16 protein-coding genes and 2 pseudogenes are annotated in these 19,006 nt (G+C 58.2%); 8 read left to right on the top strand and 10 right to left on the bottom strand.

The window, feature by feature from the left end; all coding sequences use genetic code 11:
- Positions 1–4: 4 nt before the first annotated feature.
- From BJA_RS10240 to bioB, 5 genes are all read right to left on the bottom strand, one after another.
- Positions 5–1,270 (bottom strand): adenosylmethionine--8-amino-7-oxononanoate transaminase, encoded by a 1,266-nt coding sequence (locus BJA_RS10240; RefSeq protein ID WP_011084894.1) that lies wholly within the window; start codon positions 1,268–1,270, stop codon positions 5–7.
- Positions 1,267–1,902 (bottom strand): dethiobiotin synthase, encoded by a 636-nt coding sequence (gene bioD, locus BJA_RS10235; protein WP_011084893.1) that lies wholly within the window; start codon positions 1,900–1,902, stop codon positions 1,267–1,269. Before bioD ends, BJA_RS10240 begins: the two co-directional genes overlap by 4 nt.
- Positions 1,899–3,053, bottom strand: a complete 1,155-nt coding sequence (locus tag BJA_RS10230; RefSeq protein ID WP_011084892.1) for an 8-amino-7-oxononanoate synthase — start codon at positions 3,051–3,053, stop codon at positions 1,899–1,901. The genes bioD and BJA_RS10230 overlap by 4 nt, the downstream gene beginning before the upstream one ends.
- A 76-nt stretch (positions 3,054–3,129) precedes the next feature.
- Positions 3,130–3,483, bottom strand: coding sequence for an aspartate 1-decarboxylase (panD, locus tag BJA_RS10225; RefSeq protein ID WP_011084891.1), 354 nt, complete (start codon positions 3,481–3,483; stop codon positions 3,130–3,132).
- A 49-nt stretch (positions 3,484–3,532) separates the two neighbouring features.
- On the bottom strand, positions 3,533–4,528 hold the full coding sequence (bioB, locus tag BJA_RS10220) for a biotin synthase BioB (protein WP_011084890.1): 996 nt from the start codon (positions 4,526–4,528) through the stop codon (positions 3,533–3,535).
- Between the two features lie 114 nt (positions 4,529–4,642).
- On the opposite strand from bioB, the gene BJA_RS10215 reads away from it, so the two are divergent.
- The 4 genes from BJA_RS10215 (at position 4,643) to BJA_RS10200 (ending at position 7,872) form a co-directional block, all read left to right on the top strand.
- Positions 4,643–5,278: a GntR family transcriptional regulator gene (locus BJA_RS10215; RefSeq protein ID WP_011084889.1), complete on the top strand. Its 636-nt coding sequence runs from the start codon at positions 4,643–4,645 to the stop codon at positions 5,276–5,278.
- A 135-nt stretch (positions 5,279–5,413) separates the two neighbouring features.
- The gene (locus BJA_RS10210) at positions 5,414–5,731 is read left to right on the top strand and encodes a Dabb family protein (RefSeq protein ID WP_011084888.1); all 318 of its coding nucleotides are present in this window, start codon (positions 5,414–5,416) and stop codon (positions 5,729–5,731) included.
- Between the two features lie 153 nt (positions 5,732–5,884).
- Entirely contained in the window at positions 5,885–7,279 is a 1,395-nt protein-coding gene (pabB, locus tag BJA_RS10205) for an aminodeoxychorismate synthase component I (protein ID WP_038967940.1), read from the top strand.
- Positions 7,276–7,872 (top strand): anthranilate synthase component II, encoded by a 597-nt coding sequence (locus tag BJA_RS10200; protein WP_014497769.1) that lies wholly within the window; start codon positions 7,276–7,278, stop codon positions 7,870–7,872. Before pabB ends, BJA_RS10200 begins: the two co-directional genes overlap by 4 nt.
- Positions 7,873–8,542: 670 nt before the next feature.
- Here BJA_RS10200 and BJA_RS10195 read toward each other — a convergent pair.
- Both BJA_RS10195 and BJA_RS44000 read right to left on the bottom strand, forming a co-directional pair.
- On the bottom strand, positions 8,543–9,016 hold the full coding sequence (locus BJA_RS10195) for a hypothetical protein (protein WP_011084884.1): 474 nt from the start codon (positions 9,014–9,016) through the stop codon (positions 8,543–8,545).
- Positions 9,017–9,069: 53 nt separating this feature from the next.
- Positions 9,070–9,300 (bottom strand): annotated as a pseudogene (locus BJA_RS44000) (transposase); the annotation flags it as partial.
- A 328-nt stretch (positions 9,301–9,628) separates the two neighbouring features.
- Here BJA_RS44000 and BJA_RS10185 point away from each other — a divergent pair.
- The 4 genes and pseudogenes from BJA_RS10185 (at position 9,629) to BJA_RS42935 (ending at position 15,254) form a co-directional block, all read left to right on the top strand.
- A complete protein-coding gene (locus BJA_RS10185) occupies positions 9,629–12,439 on the top strand; it encodes a DUF5695 domain-containing protein (protein ID WP_011084882.1) in 2,811 nt (936 codons plus the stop codon).
- 37 nt (positions 12,440–12,476) lie between these two features.
- Positions 12,477–12,620, top strand: a pseudogene (locus tag BJA_RS43995) (IS91 family transposase); the annotation flags it as partial.
- Between the two features lie 936 nt (positions 12,621–13,556).
- A complete protein-coding gene (locus BJA_RS10180) occupies positions 13,557–14,810 on the top strand; it encodes an outer membrane protein (RefSeq protein ID WP_011084880.1) in 1,254 nt (417 codons plus the stop codon).
- A gap of 108 nt (positions 14,811–14,918) precedes the next feature.
- Positions 14,919–15,254: a hypothetical protein gene (locus BJA_RS42935; protein WP_014497773.1), complete on the top strand. Its 336-nt coding sequence runs from the start codon at positions 14,919–14,921 to the stop codon at positions 15,252–15,254.
- 157 nt (positions 15,255–15,411) lie between these two features.
- On the opposite strand, the gene BJA_RS10175 is transcribed toward BJA_RS42935, so the two are convergent.
- The 3 genes from BJA_RS10175 to BJA_RS10165 are packed head-to-tail and all read right to left on the bottom strand — an operon-like array spanning position 15,412 to position 18,901.
- Entirely contained in the window at positions 15,412–16,749 is a 1,338-nt protein-coding gene (locus tag BJA_RS10175; protein WP_011084879.1) for a glutamine synthetase, read from the bottom strand.
- Complete coding sequence (locus tag BJA_RS10170; RefSeq protein ID WP_011084878.1) at positions 16,749–18,035, bottom strand: ATP-grasp domain-containing protein; 1,287 nt, start codon at positions 18,033–18,035, stop codon at positions 16,749–16,751. The genes BJA_RS10175 and BJA_RS10170 overlap by 1 nt, the downstream gene beginning before the upstream one ends.
- Positions 18,032–18,901, bottom strand: coding sequence for an EamA family transporter (locus BJA_RS10165; protein WP_223153700.1), 870 nt, complete (start codon positions 18,899–18,901; stop codon positions 18,032–18,034). The genes BJA_RS10170 and BJA_RS10165 overlap by 4 nt, the downstream gene beginning before the upstream one ends.
- Positions 18,902–19,006: the final 105 nt, after the last annotated feature.

Below are 19,006 nucleotides of genomic sequence, written 5' to 3'. Positions count from 1 at the left end.
CATCTCACATCAGCAAGTCAGCAGCGTCGCGGATGGCAGTATAGATTTCATCAAGATCGGCCGCCGTAACGCAGTAAGGCGGCATCACGTAGATCGTGTTACCGAGTGGGCGTAACAGCAGATCCCGCGCTTGGAAGAAAGCCAAAAGCCTCGGACCGATGTCCGCCAGATAGCCAGCATCGCGCGTGTTGAGTTCAACCGCTGTGACTGTTCCTGTGCGCCGCACGTTTGCGAACCGTGAATCGAGGCGGAACGGCGCGAGTGCCTGTTCTTGCATCCTCGCCAAGGATGCCAGCCGCCAGCGATACTCCTGATCCTGCCATAGGTCCAGATTAGCCTTGGCGGCGGCACAGGCCACTGGATTGGCCGTATATGAGCTCGAATGAAAAAACGTACGCGTGCGATCTTCAGAATAATGCGCATCGAAAATATCGGCACGACACAGTGTGACGGCGAGCGGCAGCGCCCCAGCCGTGAGGCCTTTCGAATAGCAAGCAATATCGGGCGTGACATCGGCCTGCTCACACGCAAACAAGGTACCCGTCCGGCCCCAGCCTGTCATGACCTCGTCCGCAATGAACAGGACGTCAAAGGCTTCGCAAATCCGCTTCATCTCTCTTAGCACCGAGGGCGAATACATCAGCATTCCACCGGCACCCAATATCAGGGGCTCCACGATAAAGGCTGCGGGATGTTCGTTTCGACACGCGTTTTCAAGCGCATCGAGAGCTCTTTGCTCACAATCTCTTGCCGGGAACGGAATCGAGGTCACCTCGAACATCAGCGCCCCGTAGGCCGCATTGAAGATGCCTCGGCTACCTACCGACATCGCCCCGATCGTGTCGCCATGGTACGAGTGCTGCATCACCACAATTTTGGTTCGCTCTCTTCCGGTATTGCGCCAGTAGCCGAGCGCCATTTTCAGCGCGACTTCGACGCTGGTGGACCCGCTATCGGAGAAGAACACATGTTCGAGCGCTGGGGAGGTGACCTTCAATAGTTCCGTCGCAACCTGCTCAGCCGGGTCGTGAGTGTATCCGGCGAAGATGACCTGGTTGAGCTTGCCTGCCTGTTCTCGGATCGCGTTCACGATGCATGGATGGCAATGGCCGTGGGTCACGACCCACCAGGAGGAGATTGCATCGATAAGGCGTCGGCCATCTTCGGTGTAGAGATAGGCCCCTTCTCCCCGGACCACCTTCGTCATATCCCGCTGTAGAGCATGCTGCGTGAACGGATGCCAGATCGGCGACCTCTTAGCTGTCTTCATAGGTTCAGGAAATCGCTGCTAACAAAGGAGTCTTTGAAAGCGGCCTGCAGCCTATCGTTTGTGAGGGGAACAAGCCACGGGAGCCGTCCCAACCAACGCACTCTCCCGATCTCGCAAACCGCGCTTTCAGTTTCGGCGTTTCTTTCGCCAATGAACGCAATCCCAAGGATTCGAATCTGACGCTTCCGCAGAGCCTCTATGGAGAGCAGGGAGTGATTGATTGTGCCCAGTCCCGTCCTTGCGCAAAGCACGACGGGAAGCTGCCAGCGCTCGAAGATGTCGATGTAAAGCGTGCGCGCTGTCAGCGGCACCATGAGTCCGCCGGCGCCTTCGATCACGAGTCGCCGCTCGCCGCTGTCCGGCAGTCCAAGCGTCTCTGTATCTATGCGAACGCCGTCGATCTCCGCTGAGTGATGGGGCGACGCGGGCGTCCGAAGTCGATAGAGCTCCGGGACAATCCGATCGGACGAGAGGCCACCGAGGCGGCGGATGCACTCGGAGTCGATCTCTTGTTCGAGTCCAGCCTGGACCGGCTTCCAGTAATTCGCGCCGAGAAGCCCGGCGAGCCCTGCGGAGAATACCGTTTTGCCGACCCCGGTGTCCGTACCAGTCACGACGATCCGTTTATTCATCGAAACGAGCCCCTCGTCACCTCAACCAGCGCATCGAGCATCGCGCGCACGTCCGCTTCGCCAACATTGAGTGTCAACGAAATTCGCAAGCGGGCGGTGCCTGCAGGGACGGTTGGCGGCCGAATTCCGCGGATATCGAAGCCGCGCGCCTGCAGAGCAGAGGCAAGTCGCATTGCATGAGCATTGTCACCTACGATGTAGGGCACGATCTGAGAGGTCGATGGTGTGCGCAAACCAAGCGAGGTGATCTGCCGATGCGCGAACGCAACGAGTTTGGCCAGCCGTTGCTGCCGCTCCGGCTCTTTCTGCAGGGTGAGGAGTGCCTCTCGAACGGCAACGGCCATCAATGGTGATGGGGCGGTGGCAAAAATAAACGGACGGCAGCGGTTGACCATGAAATCGCGCAAGATGCCGGAGGCCGTAACAAGTGCACCCGCCGCACCGAGCGCTTTGCCGCAGGTATGAACGACGATGAGATTTTCGCGCTTGTCATAAGGGGCCGTGAGCCCTCGTCCTTGATGCCCGTAAGCGCCTGTGGCATGTGCCTCGTCCACGATCAGAAACGCGTCTTGGCGATCGGCGATTGCCACTAGCTCTTCGAGTGGAGCGAAGTCGCCATCCATACTGTAGAGACTTTCGGCCACAATCCACACGCGGCCCGCTCCACCTTTGTTTCGCCAGGCGCGAATTGCGTCTTCGACTGACTGGGGATCATTGTGCGCGTGAATTCGACACTCTGCGCGACCGGCCCGCGCCCCCTCGTGAATACTGGCGTGCACGAGCGAATCGAGAACGAGCAGATCGCCGCGCTGCGGGAGCGTTGTCAGGAGGGCAAAATTTGCGATGTAGCCGCCTCCAAAGAAAAGCGCTGCCTCCGCGCCAAAGAACTGAGCCGCTTCTGTTTCGAGCCGTTCATGCTCCTCGCAATTGCCGCGCAGAAGCCGCGACCCGCCGGCTCCAACCGGAGTGCCCGCCTCGAGCGCGGCGACCATCGCCTTTTTGATGCGCGAGGCGTTCCCGAGCGCCAGATAGTCGTTCGATGCGAAATCGATCCCCACGCGCGGCTTGAGGCAGCGCAGCCGTTTATCTTCGTTCAAGGCATTCAACGCTGCGACGTAGGGACTAAGTCTTGCTGTCTGGATCGACCGCATTCATCACTCCGAGGATCGCATCAAATCACGCAAAAGATGCGTTGGCCGTTTAAGAAGGAAGGATGGCCCGTTAGGTTCAACTTGCCAGGATGCGATTATCTCGGTCCACACGCACAACGTGTGGCTTGAACTTCTTTGCTTCGGCCTCATCGAATGAGGCATATGCAACGATAATGATCTTGTCTCCGGGCATCACCAGTCGGGCAGCCGCACCGTTCAGGCTCATCGTACCAGACATCGGCGGCGCCTCGATCACGTAGGTGGCAAAGCGCGTCCCTGTTTCTACATTGTAGATTTCGACGCGCTCGTTGATCACCATTCCTGCTGCCTCCAGGAGCGTACGATCTATCGAGATCGAGCCTTCATAGTGCAGATCAGCTTCGGTCACTGAGGCGCGATGGATTTTGCCCTTCATCAAAGTTATCTGCATTTCTCACCTAGGCTGGTGTAGGGGCAACATATTGGGCGCGCTGCTTCCGTCAGGCGAGCCCGGACGTGATGCCGAGCCGGGCCAGCAGATCCGCGTCGCGATCAACTTTCGGGTTATTGGTGGTCAAGAGCACGTCGCCGACGAAGATTGAATTTGCGCCGGCCAAGAAGCAAAGCGCCTGCAATTCATCGGTCATGTATTGCCGCCCGGCGGACAAGCGAACCACACTCCTCGGCATCATGACCCGCGCGGTCGCCAGCAGCCGGACCAGCGCGATCGGATCGGGAGGCTCCGCGGTGTCTTCCACCGGTACGCCCTCAATCTTGTTCCACAGGTTGATCGGCACGCTTTCGGGATAGTTGGGAAGATTGGCGAGCAACACGAGCATACCTAGGCGGTCCTCGACGCGCTCGCCCATGCCGATAATCCCGCCGCAGCAGATCTTGATGCCGGCATCGCGCACATGCGCCAGCGTATCGATGCGGTCCTGGAGGCTGCGGGTGGTGATGATCTTGCTGTAAAACTCGGGCGATGTGTCGACGTTGTGATTGTAGAAGTCAAGGCCGGCCTCGGCGAGGCGCGCGGCATGCTTCGGTGTCAGCGTGCCGAGCGTGACACACGTTTCCATGCCGAGACCTTTGACCGCGTTGACCATGTCGCAGACGGAATCAAGATCGCGATCTTTTGGCGTGCGCCAGGCCGCGGCCATGCAGAAGCGCGTAGCGCCGGCATCCTTCGCGCGCTGTGCGGTCGCAACCACATCGGCGCAACGCATCAGACGGGTCGCTTTCAGGCCGGTCGCGTAATGCGCGCTTTGCGAGCAGTAGCCGCAGTCCTCCGGACAGCCGCCGGTCTTGATGCTGAGCAGGCTCGCAGTTTCGACGTGGTTTGGATCGAAGTTCTTGCGATGAGCGCGCTGCGCCTGAAGCATCAGGTCGGCAAAAGGAAGGTCGTAGAGCGCCTTAGCCTCTTCGACGTTCCAATGATTACGAACCTGCGCCCCGTTGCTAGCTTTCTTTCGTTGGACTTGCACAGCAGCATCCATAACCCAATCTCGCTCAGTTGTAGATAATCGCGTGAATTATCTATAGTCATCGCCCTCGAAGAGATGCTAATCGAGCTGCCTCGCAAATGCACCGATTATTGCGGTAGATAATCTATGATCACTGCTGACAACATGACGATGGTCGCGCGCATCGCGGACTCAATCGCTGAGCGCATTATCAGCGGCGCCTTAGCGCCAGGCGCACCACTCCGTCAGGATCACGTTGCACGAGAATTCAATTCCAGCCACGTCCCCGTGCGCGAGGCCTTTCGGCACCTGCAGGCACAACATCTTGTTGTCGCTGTGCCGCGTCGCGGTGTTCGGGTTGCCCCGCTCGATACCCGTTCAGTGAAGGAGATCGCCGAAATGCGCGCCGCGCTCGAGGTGGTGGCATTGCGCCATTCGGGGCCAAGACTGACAACAGCTCATTTGGCTCAAATCGAGCTCGCCCTAATCGAAGGAGACAATGCAAAGACGATCGAGGAGTTTGAGATGGCCAACCGCGCCTTTCACCAAGCCTTGGTCGCGCCGTGCGGAATGCCGCGTCTGCTCGCGAGCCTCGATGGATTGCAGCTTGCCAATTCTCGATTGGTGTTCGCGATGGCGCGATCGGTGGGCTGGCGACCGCGCTCCAATCAAGATCACCGCCTGATTCTGCAAGCCCTGCGAACGCGCAACGTCGATCACGCCTGTAACCTGCTCACGCGGCACATTCAAACCATTGAGCGACTTGCCCTTCCGGCGTCCTGAGCAAATCTGGCAAGCTCCATTGCAGATCGCCGACGGTTGCAAGCGACGATCATGCGGCAAGCGACTAGCCTCATTGCAACCGAATCTATTCCCAGATAGTTATGGCACCCGCTAGCGACATCTCCACGGACGGCCATGATTCGTCACATCGTTTTCTTCAGCGCCAAGGACGAGGCGCATATCCACCAGATCATCGAAGGTCTTTCGCTTCTCAGCACGATACCGCATGCGCGCCGGCTTGAGGTTGCCCGTAACCGCAAGACCGATCAGCTCGGCAACGATATCGACATCGTGGTCTATGGTGAGTTCGACAGCGAGACAGAGCTCGCAGCGTACAAAGCGCACGATCTCTACCAGGAATCGATTAAACGGGTCCGACCGCTCCGCGAGCTGCGGTTCGCGGCCGACTACGATGTATCAACAGATACCCCTTTCGCCTCCACGGCAGGATGATCCTGGTGCTGTCGCAGCAAAAAGTCCGCCGCCGGCGTAACTTGGCAATGGGCCTCATGTTTCGGCCCAGCACAGATAAGAGTCATTCTCATCGGTGGGGCAACAGATGGAACGGCACTTTCACGACGTCAGCCGCCTGTGACCGATAACCCGATGTACGTTCGCGAGTTGCAGTGGGTTGAACCTGTCACAGCGATGCGACGTCTTGGGCATCGATCGCATCTCACGTTTCTCGATAGCGCAGCAAGGCACGAGCTGCTTGGGCGCTACTCATATCTAACGTGCGACCCCTTCAGCACCTACAGGGTCGCGAACGGCCAAGCCAGTTGGAACGGACTGACTCTCGAGGCCGATCCATGGAAGGTCCTTCGCACGCTACTCGCGAAGTACCCGCAAGAGCATCGTCCCGATCTCCCGCCATTCCAGGGAGGAGCGGCAGGCTACCTTGCCTACGACATGAACAGGACATTGGAGCGATTGTCTGCCCCGCCAATTGCCGGTCTGGGTTTGCCCCAATCCATCCTGCATTTCTATGACGTGGTCATCAGCTTCGCCCACCGGGATAACAAATGCTGGATCGTCTCGACCGGATGGCCGGAGCAGGATCGCGTGCGACGGAGCGAACGAGCGCTTCGTCGAGCCGACGAGTTTGCAGCATTGCTTGCCGGTCCAAACGCGCCACAGAAGGGTTGTCCCAGCAAAGCGGGCGCGTGGCGCTCGAACTTCAGCCGCGACGGCTACATTGCGGCGGTACAACGCGTGATCGACTTGATTCTCGCGGGTGACGTGTTCCAGACAAATATTGCGCAGCGTTTCAGCACCCGCCTGTCGACCTCGTTTGATCCGCTCGCCTTCTATTGCCAGCTACGATCATTGAATCCGGCGCCTTTTGCGGCCCTGCTGCGATGGGGAAAGCTGACCATCGCATCAAGTTCGCCGGAACGATTCCTGAAACTTGAGGGGCGACAAGTCGAGACACGCCCCATCAAGGGCACGATAGCGCGTTCGCCTGATCCCAAGGAAGACCACCGCCGTGCGGCTGCTCTCCTCGCTTCCGAAAAGGATCAGGCCGAGAACACGATGATTGTCGACCTTTTGCGTAACGATCTGTCACGCGTTTGCACTGCGCATTCGGTCGGGGTTCCGGCCCTATGCAATCTCGAGTCCTATGCCTCGGTGCACCATCTCGTGTCGATCGTTACGGGGAAACTTGCCGGAGACGAAGACGCCGTTAGCCTGCTCCGCGCTTGCTTTCCCGGCGGCTCCATTACGGGAGCGCCAAAGCCGCGGTCGATGGAAATTATTACAGAAATCGAGCGCATAGCGCGAGAGGTCTATTGTGGGGCGATCGGCTTCATCGGCTTCAACGGGCACATGGACACCAGTATTGCGATCCGCACTGTCACGATCGACGGCGACCTGGCTGTGTTTCATGCGGGCAGCGGTATAACGGCCCTGTCGAAGCCCGAGGCCGAATACGAGGAAACGCTCACCAAGGCAGAGCGAATCTTTGATGCATTTGGTACTGAACCAGCTGGTGCATTTTGATTGTCATCGTCGATAATTACGATTCCTTCGTGTTCAATATTGCCCGCTATTTCCACAAGCTCAGTGAAGCAACGGAAGTGATCCGAAACGACGCTATCAGCATCAGCGAGCTCGTTGGTCTCAACCCGCGCGCGGTGGTCATATCGCCCGGCCCCTGCACCCCAACTGAGGCAGGAATATCGACAGCAGTGGTTCGCGAACTTTCAGGACGCGTACCAATTCTCGGCATCTGCCTTGGACATCAGTGTATTGCAAGCGTTTTCGGAGGACGGGTGGCGCGTGCGCGTCGGCCCATGCACGGTCGGCGCTCATACGTTGCGCATGACGGCCGAGGGTTATTCAAGGGACTGCCAACCCCGCTTGACGTCGGACGCTACCATTCTCTTATCGTCGCGCTTGATCAGTCATGTGCGCAGAACCTCGTAGTGACAGCGCGTTCGGAGGAAGGCGAGATCATGGCCCTCACGCACGGCTATTATCCCACCTATGGGGTCCAGTTCCATCCCGAGTCGATACTTACCTCACAGGGGCACGTCCTGCTTAAGAACTTCTTGCGACTCGCACAGGATTTCCGAAACCGCGCGGAGCAATGAGAGGCTCGGCCTGCCAATCAAGATGGTGGACCGTCGGTTTTCGACGTGGTTGGAAGGCGAAGCCTCATATGGCAGGCATTTTGTGGTAATCCGCGCTGTTCCGTGCTTGGCTCTGCAGTCAGCGGCCCGCCTCCGACGGAAACCAGCCCCTGCGGTTTCGAGGGCCGGACGTCTCTCTTGGCCGGCTTGGATGTGGTGCGCGCGGGGGGCAAAGAAGCAGCAGGAGCAGGAGAAGCAACAGGCGCCGGATTCTGCAGCCCCTCGATTCTTTGGGTCAGGGTTGCGATCTGATCCGAGATCCGCCTTAGCTCGGCTTGCTGCGCATCGACGTTGCGATTGAGCTCGGCAATTTCATCGGCTGTCTTCTGCTGCCCTGATTGGATCCATAAAAGGACGTCCCTATGCTCAGGTGACAAGCAAAGCGCGCGAGGCACGACTTCGTGCGCCGGCGGCGCCTCGCAAACGTTTCGATATTCGTCAAAAAATAGGCTCCTCCGGCGCCCGGTTCGCCGCGCTTGTTAGAATCTCTTGTATTTTCTCGGCAACATTTGTTCTTTCTGGAAAGGGAATCAAGTCCTTCACTCATTCACTAAACACATTACTTTGGTCCGCTATTTGACTACGCGTTCTTGTCATTTCGCGATAAACCTTCCTTCTCTTTTTGTATCTTTCAACAATATTGCTCTGCTCCGCCGTCTTTAGCCCTCACTGAAGTACGCGCGGTAGTCTCGATGCGCGGCGAATTCGCATGGTCCTGAGCGCAGAAGGGACAGATCTCAGTCTCTTCGCCCTCGATGCGATGCATACCATCGCCCACCCAGCGTTCGTCTGCCTCGCCGATCGCAGCGAAATGTCGTTGCACTTGTGCAACGGCGAGAGCTTCCAGGTCCGGAAGATTTCGGCCCAAGAGAGTGTTGATTTCGACGACATCGAAATGTCGGCAGGCCCATCTCGTGAAAGTCGTGGTGACGTCGCAAAGCATCAGACGATTGCGCGGCAGAGAGCGCGCGCTGCCTCCGCAACCGCATCGGCAATATTTGGTGATTTCCTTGAGGGCACAGAAGTCGTCGACGCTCAGCCTGCCTCGCGCTGGTGCCGGAATGGCGCCCTCGCGAGCGCGGAGCTCACGATTAATGTTCCTCATGTCCCAAGCTGGCCTACATCCAGTCCTTCCGACGCACTACAAATCACAAAATTTACTTGCTGACCCAACCAGTCGCCTTGACCGGCAAAATGTAACAACGACTGGTGTTGCGCTGCTCTCCGTTCAGGAGCCGTGATGGCGGCCATCGGCTCGACACTCTTGCGATCGCAAGGCATCATCAGACCGGCGGAGTAATCGCGAAGCGGTTTGGCTCGGCCTCCGTCCCCGATCACGCTCGTAAAACCCTCAACATACGCCGAAAACCTCGACGCGACGTCCCCCATTTTACCCGACCCATCTCAGCCTCTCCGCACGCCGAATAGATGAGTCTTCTCAAAAATAGGAATCTTCTCGGTAAAAGCCGCGACACTCTGATTAAGTAAGACTACGCAGTAGTGAGCAGGCAGTGGAAGCCGCGCAATGTCGAGGGGCGGCGCTCGGCCGAATGCCTCAGGCGCGCCGTGAACTTTGTCATCGACCGGGTCTTTGCCATTGGCAACTAGGCCCAAGAGCAGCTTGGCCTCCTTGCGAGCAAGCTCTGGTGTCCAAGGGCACCGTGAGGACCGATGGTGACGAAGCGGTGGCAACCGAACGCTGGGTACTTGAGAACGTATGTCGCTTTGTCGCGTTGACGTTTACGGCGGGAAACGGCACGCCTTGATCATCCGTATGGAGCGATCCCGGATACGGTTGATGACGAAGTCTAAAGCCATGTCTAAAGCCTGGACGTATACGCGTCGTACGATGCTGTTGGGCAGTAGCTTCTTGGGTAGCGCGTTTTTCGGGGGCGTTACGCTGCCTACACCCAATCGGCCGCAGCGCAAGGTTGCCATGGTGTTGAAGGCGGTCGACTCTCCCTTCGTCGTTGGGTGCACACAAGACGGCATTACCTCCTTGCGTTATCGTAACGATGCGTATGACACGGATTATGTTCTGCCTGGAGCCGTGCTGGGGACGGCTCACGCTAGAGTTCGGCGTGCCGGATCCGAGTGGCATACGCTTCGAACCGGCGTTGATGCAACGAAGCCGATGCATAGCGCGGCCCTTGAACTAGCAGCCCGCGATGCCGGCGTCCTTCTCACGACCCGCCTCGCAGTCGACGAGGCTGGATTGACGTGGGAGATCATGCTGCGGAACGACGGCATGGCGAGCGTGGAGGTTGGCGACCTCTATTTTCCCATGCCGATGAACACCGAATTTCCGGCAGGGCAACCGGCATCGGTGGCTGTTTTGAAGCACAGCTTCGTCTCGGGGCATGGATCGCACATCTTCTGGATTCGCGGCAACAGCACCGGCCCCTTCCTCATGCTCTTACCGGAAGCGGACACGTCACTGGAATATTGGGATGTCCACAAGGATTCGGCCGAAGCCAGTGGGACGTGGTGCGCCTACATCTTGGGCGGAGCGGCCGCCGGCGAGGCAGTGGCGGCGGGGACTCGCTGGCGACAGCCGACGCATTCCCTGTCCCTGTCGCCGGCCGAGCAACGGCGTTACCGTCTCCGCTTCCAATGGGTTGCCAATTACGAGTCGGCGCGCAGGGCTATCGCGGACGCCGGTCTGGTGGACGTGGAAGTGATGCCGGGCATGACGGTTCCCAATGACCTGCATGTCGACATCGCGCTCGCGTCCTCCATTCCGGTGGAGCGAATCGAAGCGGAATTTACCGGCGACACGGTGGTGCAACGGTTGCCGGATCGGGCTGGCAGGCGCCTGTGGCGGGTTCGCTTTTCGCGATTGGGCGAGAACCGGCTGACCCTGCACCAGCCGGGTGCGCGCCAGACATTTCTTGAATTCTCCGCTACCGAGCCCGTCGAGACGATGATGAAGAAGCGCGCAACCTTCATCGTGAAGCGGCAGCATCGTGACCCGTCCAAATGGTACGACGGTTTGTTTGGCGAGTGGAATATGGAGACGCAGGTCCTGCTTGGCCCGGACAATTACGACCGGATCAAGGGTTGGCGCATCTACGAGGTGACGTGTGATGATCCCGGGCTGAGCAAGCCCGCTTACCTCGCGACCAAGAATGCCGAGCATCCTGATGTGGCGGAAGTGGCGGCGCTGGATCGGTATATAGACACGTTCGTCTGGGGCGGGCTGCAACGTACCACACAGGAGGCATACGCCTACGGCCTCTACGGCATACCCGATTGGAAGCAGAACAGGGAAAGCAGCGATCCCGGCCCGAAGGGTCGCCTGCATATCTGGCGGCCTTATGACTATCCGCACATCTTCGCGATGTATTTGGCCATGCACCGCATCGCGCGTGACCATCCCGCGATACCCACCCGCCAGAGCGCACGAGATTATTTGGTACGCGCCTACGGTACGGCGCTGGCCATGTTCACGGTGCCGATGCGCGTGGTGATGTGGTCTGCCTACCGCACCGGCTTCTACAACGAATGTGTGATCCCCGAACTGGTTTCGGCGCTCACGACGGCGGGCTTGACGCGCGAGGCGGCGACGTTGGAGGCGCACTGGGCGCGTAAGGTGCGCGCCTTCGTCGATCCGAAGGCGGACCTGTTCAAGTCTGAATATCCGTTCGATTCCACAGCCTTCGAATCAACGCAGGCACTGGCGCGCTCGGCCCTTGACGACCCTGTCGCCATGGGGGTTTCGAAGGCGGCGGCGCGTGCCTTCTCGGAGCGTCAGATCGCTGCAAATCTGTTCTGCCGTGGCTGGCTGGAACCTGCTTATTACTATCTGGGCAGCGATTATCGCCACACTGCGGGCGACGCCTATACGCTGACTTACATGGCGCAGATGGGTGGCTGGGCGCTGCTTGATCATGCGCTGAACGATGCAGACGACCCGCATCCGCTCCTTCGTCTCGGCTATGCCTCACAACTCAGCGCGTGGGCTTTGCTGAACAGCGGCCCTGCGTCGGCGGGTCATGGCTATTGGTATCCGGGCGAGGAGAATGACGGCGCGGCCGGTGGCGGCTTCGAGCCGGCGCCGAGCGGCACCACATGGCTCGGTCAGCCGCATCACCGTGGAACGTGGTATTACTCGTGCGAGATCGACCTGGGATTTTGTGGGGCGGTCCGCGCTGCTGCGACGATCGTTGCCGACGATCCCATCTTTGGGCAGGTTTGTCACGGTGGCATCATGGAGACGTTCGCTCACACCCTGCGTATCTGGCCACGTGATGGCGTGCGGCGACGGCTCAACGTGCGGCTCCAGTCTCTTCGATTGGACTTGGTGCTGCTCGACGCGCGATTCCGGGCGGATCGACCGATCATTCTGAATTTGGGGGCGGGGTGGATCAGCCTTACGCCTGAGCCCTTTGCCCCATCTGGATCGGGAGTGTCGTTCGAATTGCGGTACGATGACGGGAGAAAGCGCAAGGAAGTCATCGACATCACGGACAGCCAGCTCGTCGTCCGCTTGCCTGCGGCGCGCTTACCGCGGGTTCAGGTTCGCTAGACTCTAGTGTTGCCGATTATGGGGTGCGATCGGCACTTATGGCCTGCTGTTCCACGCGGCTTCCGAGCCGATGACGATCATCCCGGCAAATCCCGAGCATCTCGGCGCACGTATCCGCATCACCGCCGTGCTGCATACCTCGGGTTCAGCGCCCGTGGACGCTTTTCTCGCCGGAGGAGGCGCCGGATCTCCACGACCTGACCGGCGCTGCGTTAGCCCAACTATACGCGCTCTACGAGACGACGGCCGCGCAAGGCGATCTCCGCGTCAGCAAACAGGTCCGCGCGGTTCACTGGAATCACAGAACTTAAACTGAAAGTCGCTGACGAAGGATACCTCGCCAATATCGGTCCCGGTCGGCTTACGCGTTCGCGTGCCGCTTCTGGCGTTCTTAAACGATCGAAATTTACTGCTGCGCCCGCTTGGGGAATACGATCTACGTCGTGCCCCCGTCTTGCGTCACAGCGGCAGACCTCGACGAAATCTACACCGCAATAAATGATACAGCCGATGAGCTGGTATAGAGGGGCCGCAATCTATCCCCGAAAACACGCCAGTGCCGATACTCTGTGGAGTGACGCAGAACGTGTAATCGCCGGAGAGACCTGTGAGAGCCTCGATCCCAACCCGCAGGAGCAAGGATATCGTCTGAAGACTAGAGCGGCGTCAAATGAAGAGTGCTCTCGATGAGAGCGCTCGGGAGCACAGATCGATCTCAAATATCTTCGAAGCGACGAGCCCGTTCCGCACTGTCTTTCCACCTGTTGAGGCAGCAAGGCTTCCGGTAGCCAAAGTGAGACCGGCGCATCGTGCGCTTCGGCCCATGACACCGCGCTAGCCAAGTATTGGTGGGGCAGTGGCCGCGCGGCTGTCGGTATTGAGACAAATGTCAGCAGCTTGACGATACACGCCGCGACGAAGTGCCCGCAAAGCCTGCGAATTCACTTCGGCACGCGACTTGCTCTCTTTGCGGCATCATCACCAATCGCAGCGCGATGGTCTTCGGGACGGACTCGGCGCGTGTCGCTGTTAGCGTCTGCTCCGCCCCGACGGTTTGCTGCGGCGATAGCTTATGGACGCTCGGTTATGGACCGAGAAACTGCAGGGGACGTGTTGAATGCGACCTGGAGTTCTTCTTTTGGGAGCCACGACAATTGCGCTCGTCGCAAATGGTGCGGCGAATGCGGCAGACCTTGAGCCGGAAGTGAAACTGCCCGCGGCGGTGTGGAACTGGTCCGGAGGCTATATTGGTGGACACGTCGGCGGCGGGTACGGCCGAACCTCCTTCAGCAATCCCTACGGTCCGTCAATCTATGGCGGCATAGTCGATACGCCGACGTTCCTCGCAGGTGGCCAGATCGGCTACAATTGGCAGAAGAACGGCTGGGTGTTTGGCGTCGAACTCGATGTCAGCGGTGCTGTCTCAGACGGCACAAATACCTGCCTCGCGTCGTCCGGCTTTGTCGTGAGTGCAAACTGCAAGGCAGGTCCGAACATCTTTGCCACCGCGACCGGTCGTGTCGGTTACACGTTTGGCGCGTCGGGTGGCACGCTGGCCTATCTCAAGGGAGGTGCAGCTTGGCAAAACAATCAGGGCGACGTCATCAATAACCATGAAGGCGGACTCGTGCCACAGGAGAAAACCCATTTCGACTACGGTCGCATCGGTGGCATCATCGGGCTGGGCGTCGAGCAGGCGCTTACGCCCGCATGGTCGGTCGCAGCTGAGTATGACTATCTGAATTTCGGTGGCCCGAGTGTCGCGACACCTCCGACGGTGCAGGGTCCGCCGTTCGCAATTGTTCCGGCGAACACAACGAGCCCGTCCAGCAACTATCACATCGGAAAGATTGGATTGAATTACCATTTTGGCGCCGACCCGTGGACGGCGCAATGGTCCTATGTGCCGCAGTACGCGAAGGCTCCAGTCGGCGCGCCGCCGATTGCTTATTCAGATGGTTGGTCGTTCGAAGGCGGATCGCGGCTCTGGCTCAGCCGCGGACGATTCCAATGGGACCACAGTGTAGCGCCCTACTTGCCTCTAGACCCCAGCGTCCTTGTATCGAGGCTCACCTATCATGGCCTTGACGGACTTTCGGGAGAGCTATTTGGCCGTGTCGACAGCCCATCGGGAGTGTTCCTGAAGGGCAACATTGGCCTCGGGCGCTTCGATAAAGGAAACATAAACAATGAAGATTGGCTCGCCGATCGGGAACTCTCCTATATCAACAACGCATCACGGCAACGAAACGGACGGTTCACCTATTTTACCGCAGACTTAGGTTACGATTTCCTGCGCGGCGCCAACTACAAGGTCGGCGGATTTATCGGCTGGACCTACTACGAACAGAGTTCCGACTCCATCGGTTGAACGCAGATTGCCCACCCCCGCTACACTTGTCCGGCGAACCCAGACACTATCATCGGCAGCCAGAATACTCAGTGGAATGCACCTCGTGTCGGCCTAAGCGCCGAAACCATGCTCTCTGAGCGCTGGCGCTTAAACACCGATGTCGCCTACCTGTCCTGGACCGATTTCAAAGGGCGTGACCACCATCTCTTGCGCGACGAGACCACCTTCGATGAACAGCGGGGCAACGGTGGCGGCGGCGTCCAGGTTGAAGGCGTGCTGTCCTACTTCTTCACCAAGAACTTCAGCGTCGGCGTCGGCGGGCGCTACTGGTCCATGTGGACCAAAAAGCGGGGCGACTCTTTGTGCAGCAGCAGCGGCTGCGTCGGTGATCCGGCCATATTCGCGAAGTACAGCATGGAGCGCTGGGGTACGTTCTTTCAGGCCTCCTATAAGTTTGATTGAAAAGATCACACCTCAAACCAAGCGCCGGGCGTCTTCAACGCTACGAGTAACGCACATTTTCTCTGCATGAACTCCAACATTAGCGGCACAGACCCCCGCAGTAGCCCTGCCGGCACCGGCCAGAAGAATGATCTCCAGAACTGTCGAAGAGCCCAAGCTAAATGATCTCAAAGTATCTCCGACGTTCAAAGTCGGTGACCCGATGTTGAACGGCTTGCCACTCCCAATGGCGCGAGCAAGAAAACGCTCCAACAAACCTTTCTCCAAAGACATCACTGGCCGCTGCAGACTCTGCAAACCGAGATGTTGCCTCTGATAGGCTTTGAGGCAGTCTCGCGGACGGACGACACATTTCCACGCTTGCATCACCGACGATCGAAGCCGGTAGTGCCGGACCTGTCTCGACGCCCAATATTCCCGAACCAATCGCACATGCTAGCGCGAGATATGGGTTCGCGTCTGCGCCAGGCAGCCTATACTCCAGGCGATGGGCAGATGGCTCTCCCGGAATGGCGCGAACCGCGCAGGAGCGGTTGTCGACTCCCCAGCTTGGACAGATTGGTGCCCAGGAGCCAGGTACCAATCTCTTGTAGCTGTTGAAGTTTGGCGCAGCGAGCACACAGAACTCATTCATGTATTCTAGTTGTCCGGCGATAAATTGCCTCATAAGATCGGAGACGTTGCCGAACGCATCACCGTCGTAAAACGCATTTTGACTATCCGAGGACATGGAGATGTGAATATGGCCGGACTGGCCAGGCCATTTCTCGGAAACCTTGGCCATGAATGTAGCCATCATGCCTCGCGTTTGCGCCCAGGCTTTTATCATCGACTTGAATATGGTTGCTCGATCGGCGGCTTCCAGCGCATCACAATGACGAAGTGACGCTTCGACCACGCCAGGTCCCGTTTCAAAGTGTAGTCCGCTGAGAGGTATTCTAGCCTTCTCACAAAGCGCCAAGATCTCACCGAACAGCTCATGTTGCGCGATAGAGCGCGCAATCGAGTAGCCGAACGGGCCGCGAGTTAAAGGAGCCCATTCACCGAACGGCTTTTCTTCAATCGTGTCTGCGTTCTCCTTAAATAGTATAAACTCAAACTCAAACCCGGCAGTGCAGTCGTATCCGTGGTCAGCAGCCCTTCGTAGGACCTTACGCAGAACGCCGCGCGGGCAGATGTTCTCATGCGCGCCCGTGAACTCCGCGAGGTAGAGATATTGAGAGCCGAGATGAGACACCGAACGGCCGGTGCCTGATAGAATACGCAGGTCAGCATCTCCGAACGCTGATAGCGGCTTTTGCGTGAAACTCGCCGGAATGACCCGGTCCGTACAATCCCACGCCAGCACCGCTTCAGAGAACTTGATAACTTTATCTCCATCCGAGAGATCTTCACCTAAGACGTGTTTGCCTCGCAGAACGCCATCGAAGTCGCTGACGCCGACCATCGCCGCGCGGGCTGGATTCGCTCCGGTGAACCTGGGATCAGTTGGCATTAGTCGCGATCCTGCATCACTAAATCGAACACCTGGTCCATCCGCATTGCTCGCAACTTGCGATAGTCATTCTCAAGCGTAGTCAAGTCGCTATTCACGAGATAAACGATGCCCGGTGTCGACGCCAAGTCGATCGTGGGAACAAGCTCTTGACCAATCGGAACGAATGCAATGGCGTCTGCGAAGCTCGGCAGCTTGCGGATTGCTTCGAGTCCCGGGTAACCGGCGACGACACCGCCCATATCTGAGATCAACGAGACGCAAAGTGCGTGAGCCTGCCGCTTGTAGGGCCCGCGCAGCCTCATATATTCACCAAAGCCCTTGGGATCTGCGTAGCACCAGGCCGTCAGGGTCATATGGTTGTGCCCCAACGCCATCGTTCGTGCTTTTGCCGACATGGTCCCTTGAAGCCTCGCTCCGAAGTCAACCAGAACTGGTCCCCGATGATCGACGATGATCTCAGCATGAGCCGGTCCCTCGGCGATCTGAAGCGCCTGCAACGCTCGTTCCAGGTAGTCGGACAGCTCCTGAACGATTGGTTCGCTGCCGTCCAACAATCTCTCGAGTGAACAGACCGATGATGCTCGCTCGATAGGAACGGTGTCATACGTCCAGGCCTCCGTAACGAAGGCATTCCCGTGGATCGAGATGGCGTTTACGGTGTATTGTTGACCGTTTATTTTTTCCTGCCCGAGGGCAAAACGATTCAACGCTCCGACACGGTTGGTCTTCCCGACAATCGCGCTTAGTGCCCGCTGAATGTCAGCATCTGTCGTGCAAAAGAATACATCCTCGGTTCCCGTACTGTTCAGAGGTTTGATCACGATCTCGTCGAAGTTCGCTTCGCGCTTCCAGCTTGCGATTTCTACAGCATTGTCAGACACGACTTGTCTGATCGATCGCACACCGGCATAGGTCAGCGCGCAAGACAATCGCGCTTTGTCACGCCGAGCAGCCGATAGAGCGGTGCCGTTTGAAGGTAAGCCCAGCCGCTCCGACAACGAATCGGCGAGTTCGACTCCAGACTCGCAGCCGGCGATAACGAACTCAAATTCTCTGCCATGGAGGGCCTGAAGATGATATTCAACGATGTCGTCATACCCCATGCGCTCGCTGGGGCGAATGACTTCATCATACAGGTTAGCATCAAAGTGCGCTTGGAATATGGGTGGAATCTGTGCGGCCGACATCACATGCACGGTTCCAATGCCATAGCGCTTGAACTGTTCCGGTAGATATCGGCCGGTAGAGTATGCGTCTACGATTACACAATTCCGTTCTTTCATGCGGATCTCCGATACTGCAAGTAGATGTTGCTGACGGCGACAGCCGTAATGAGAATGTTTCCAAGGAACGTATGTGACGAAGGCACGATGCGAGAATCGAAGTACTGGAACAGGAAGGTGATGATAGGGGCGGTGGACAGGACCATGTTGACGGTGAAGGGCTCGACGTAACGAATGCCCTGCTGGATCAAGAGCAAAGGAACGATCATCGTCGAAACGCCAACTGCTGCGATCGCAAACCAATGCTGCGAGATCTCAGGCACGATGGATGAATAGTCCACCAGTCCCAGCAGCAAGATAATCGTTCCATAGAACCGATGCGCCAGCACTTGCCGGCCGGAAAACCCACGGTCGAAAAGCAGTTTGACAAGTACATTTGTGAGGGCGAGCGATAGGCCGGCCACGATGGCCAAGACTATTCCAAAGGACGATCGAGCCCCCCACTCCACGCCTGCGTTGCCGCTGGCCGAGATCCAAATCATGTAACTCGCGATCATCGCGATCGAAGCGCTGACGACGATGTCGGATGCTGGCGGAACTCCCTGGCGCCTGATCACGGCGTTTAGCCACACAGTTGCGGTGGGCCCCAACGCCACCATGAACGCGACGACGATCGCAGGTTCAACGTATTTCAAGCCGATAAATAGGCCGATCCAGCTGATTGCTGTCACGACGTTGAGTACGGCGAAGACCAAAAGGGACCGATTCCCCACTCCTGCCTTGCTTGTGTCGTGGCGCGCCAAGAGATTGAACGTCAGACAAACCACGGTAAATGACAGCAGGAGCGCGACGAACGCATCTGCTCGCTGAAAATACGCTGCGGCATAAACCTCGCCTGCCGCACTCACGAGGACATAGAGGGCCACAAAGAGCACTCCCAGCGCGAACCTATTCGTCAATCGTCTACCCTTCCCGTGCCCGCGCGACGGGGCGCGGCCCTCGCAGGGACCGGGCCGCGCGCATCGATTTTG

It is taken from the genome of Bradyrhizobium diazoefficiens USDA 110 (assembly GCF_000011365.1).
GTDB lineage: Bacteria > Pseudomonadota > Alphaproteobacteria > Rhizobiales > Xanthobacteraceae > Bradyrhizobium > Bradyrhizobium diazoefficiens.
Note: the sequence above shows the minus strand (reverse complement) of the source record. Positions and strands in the feature narration are given on the sequence as shown.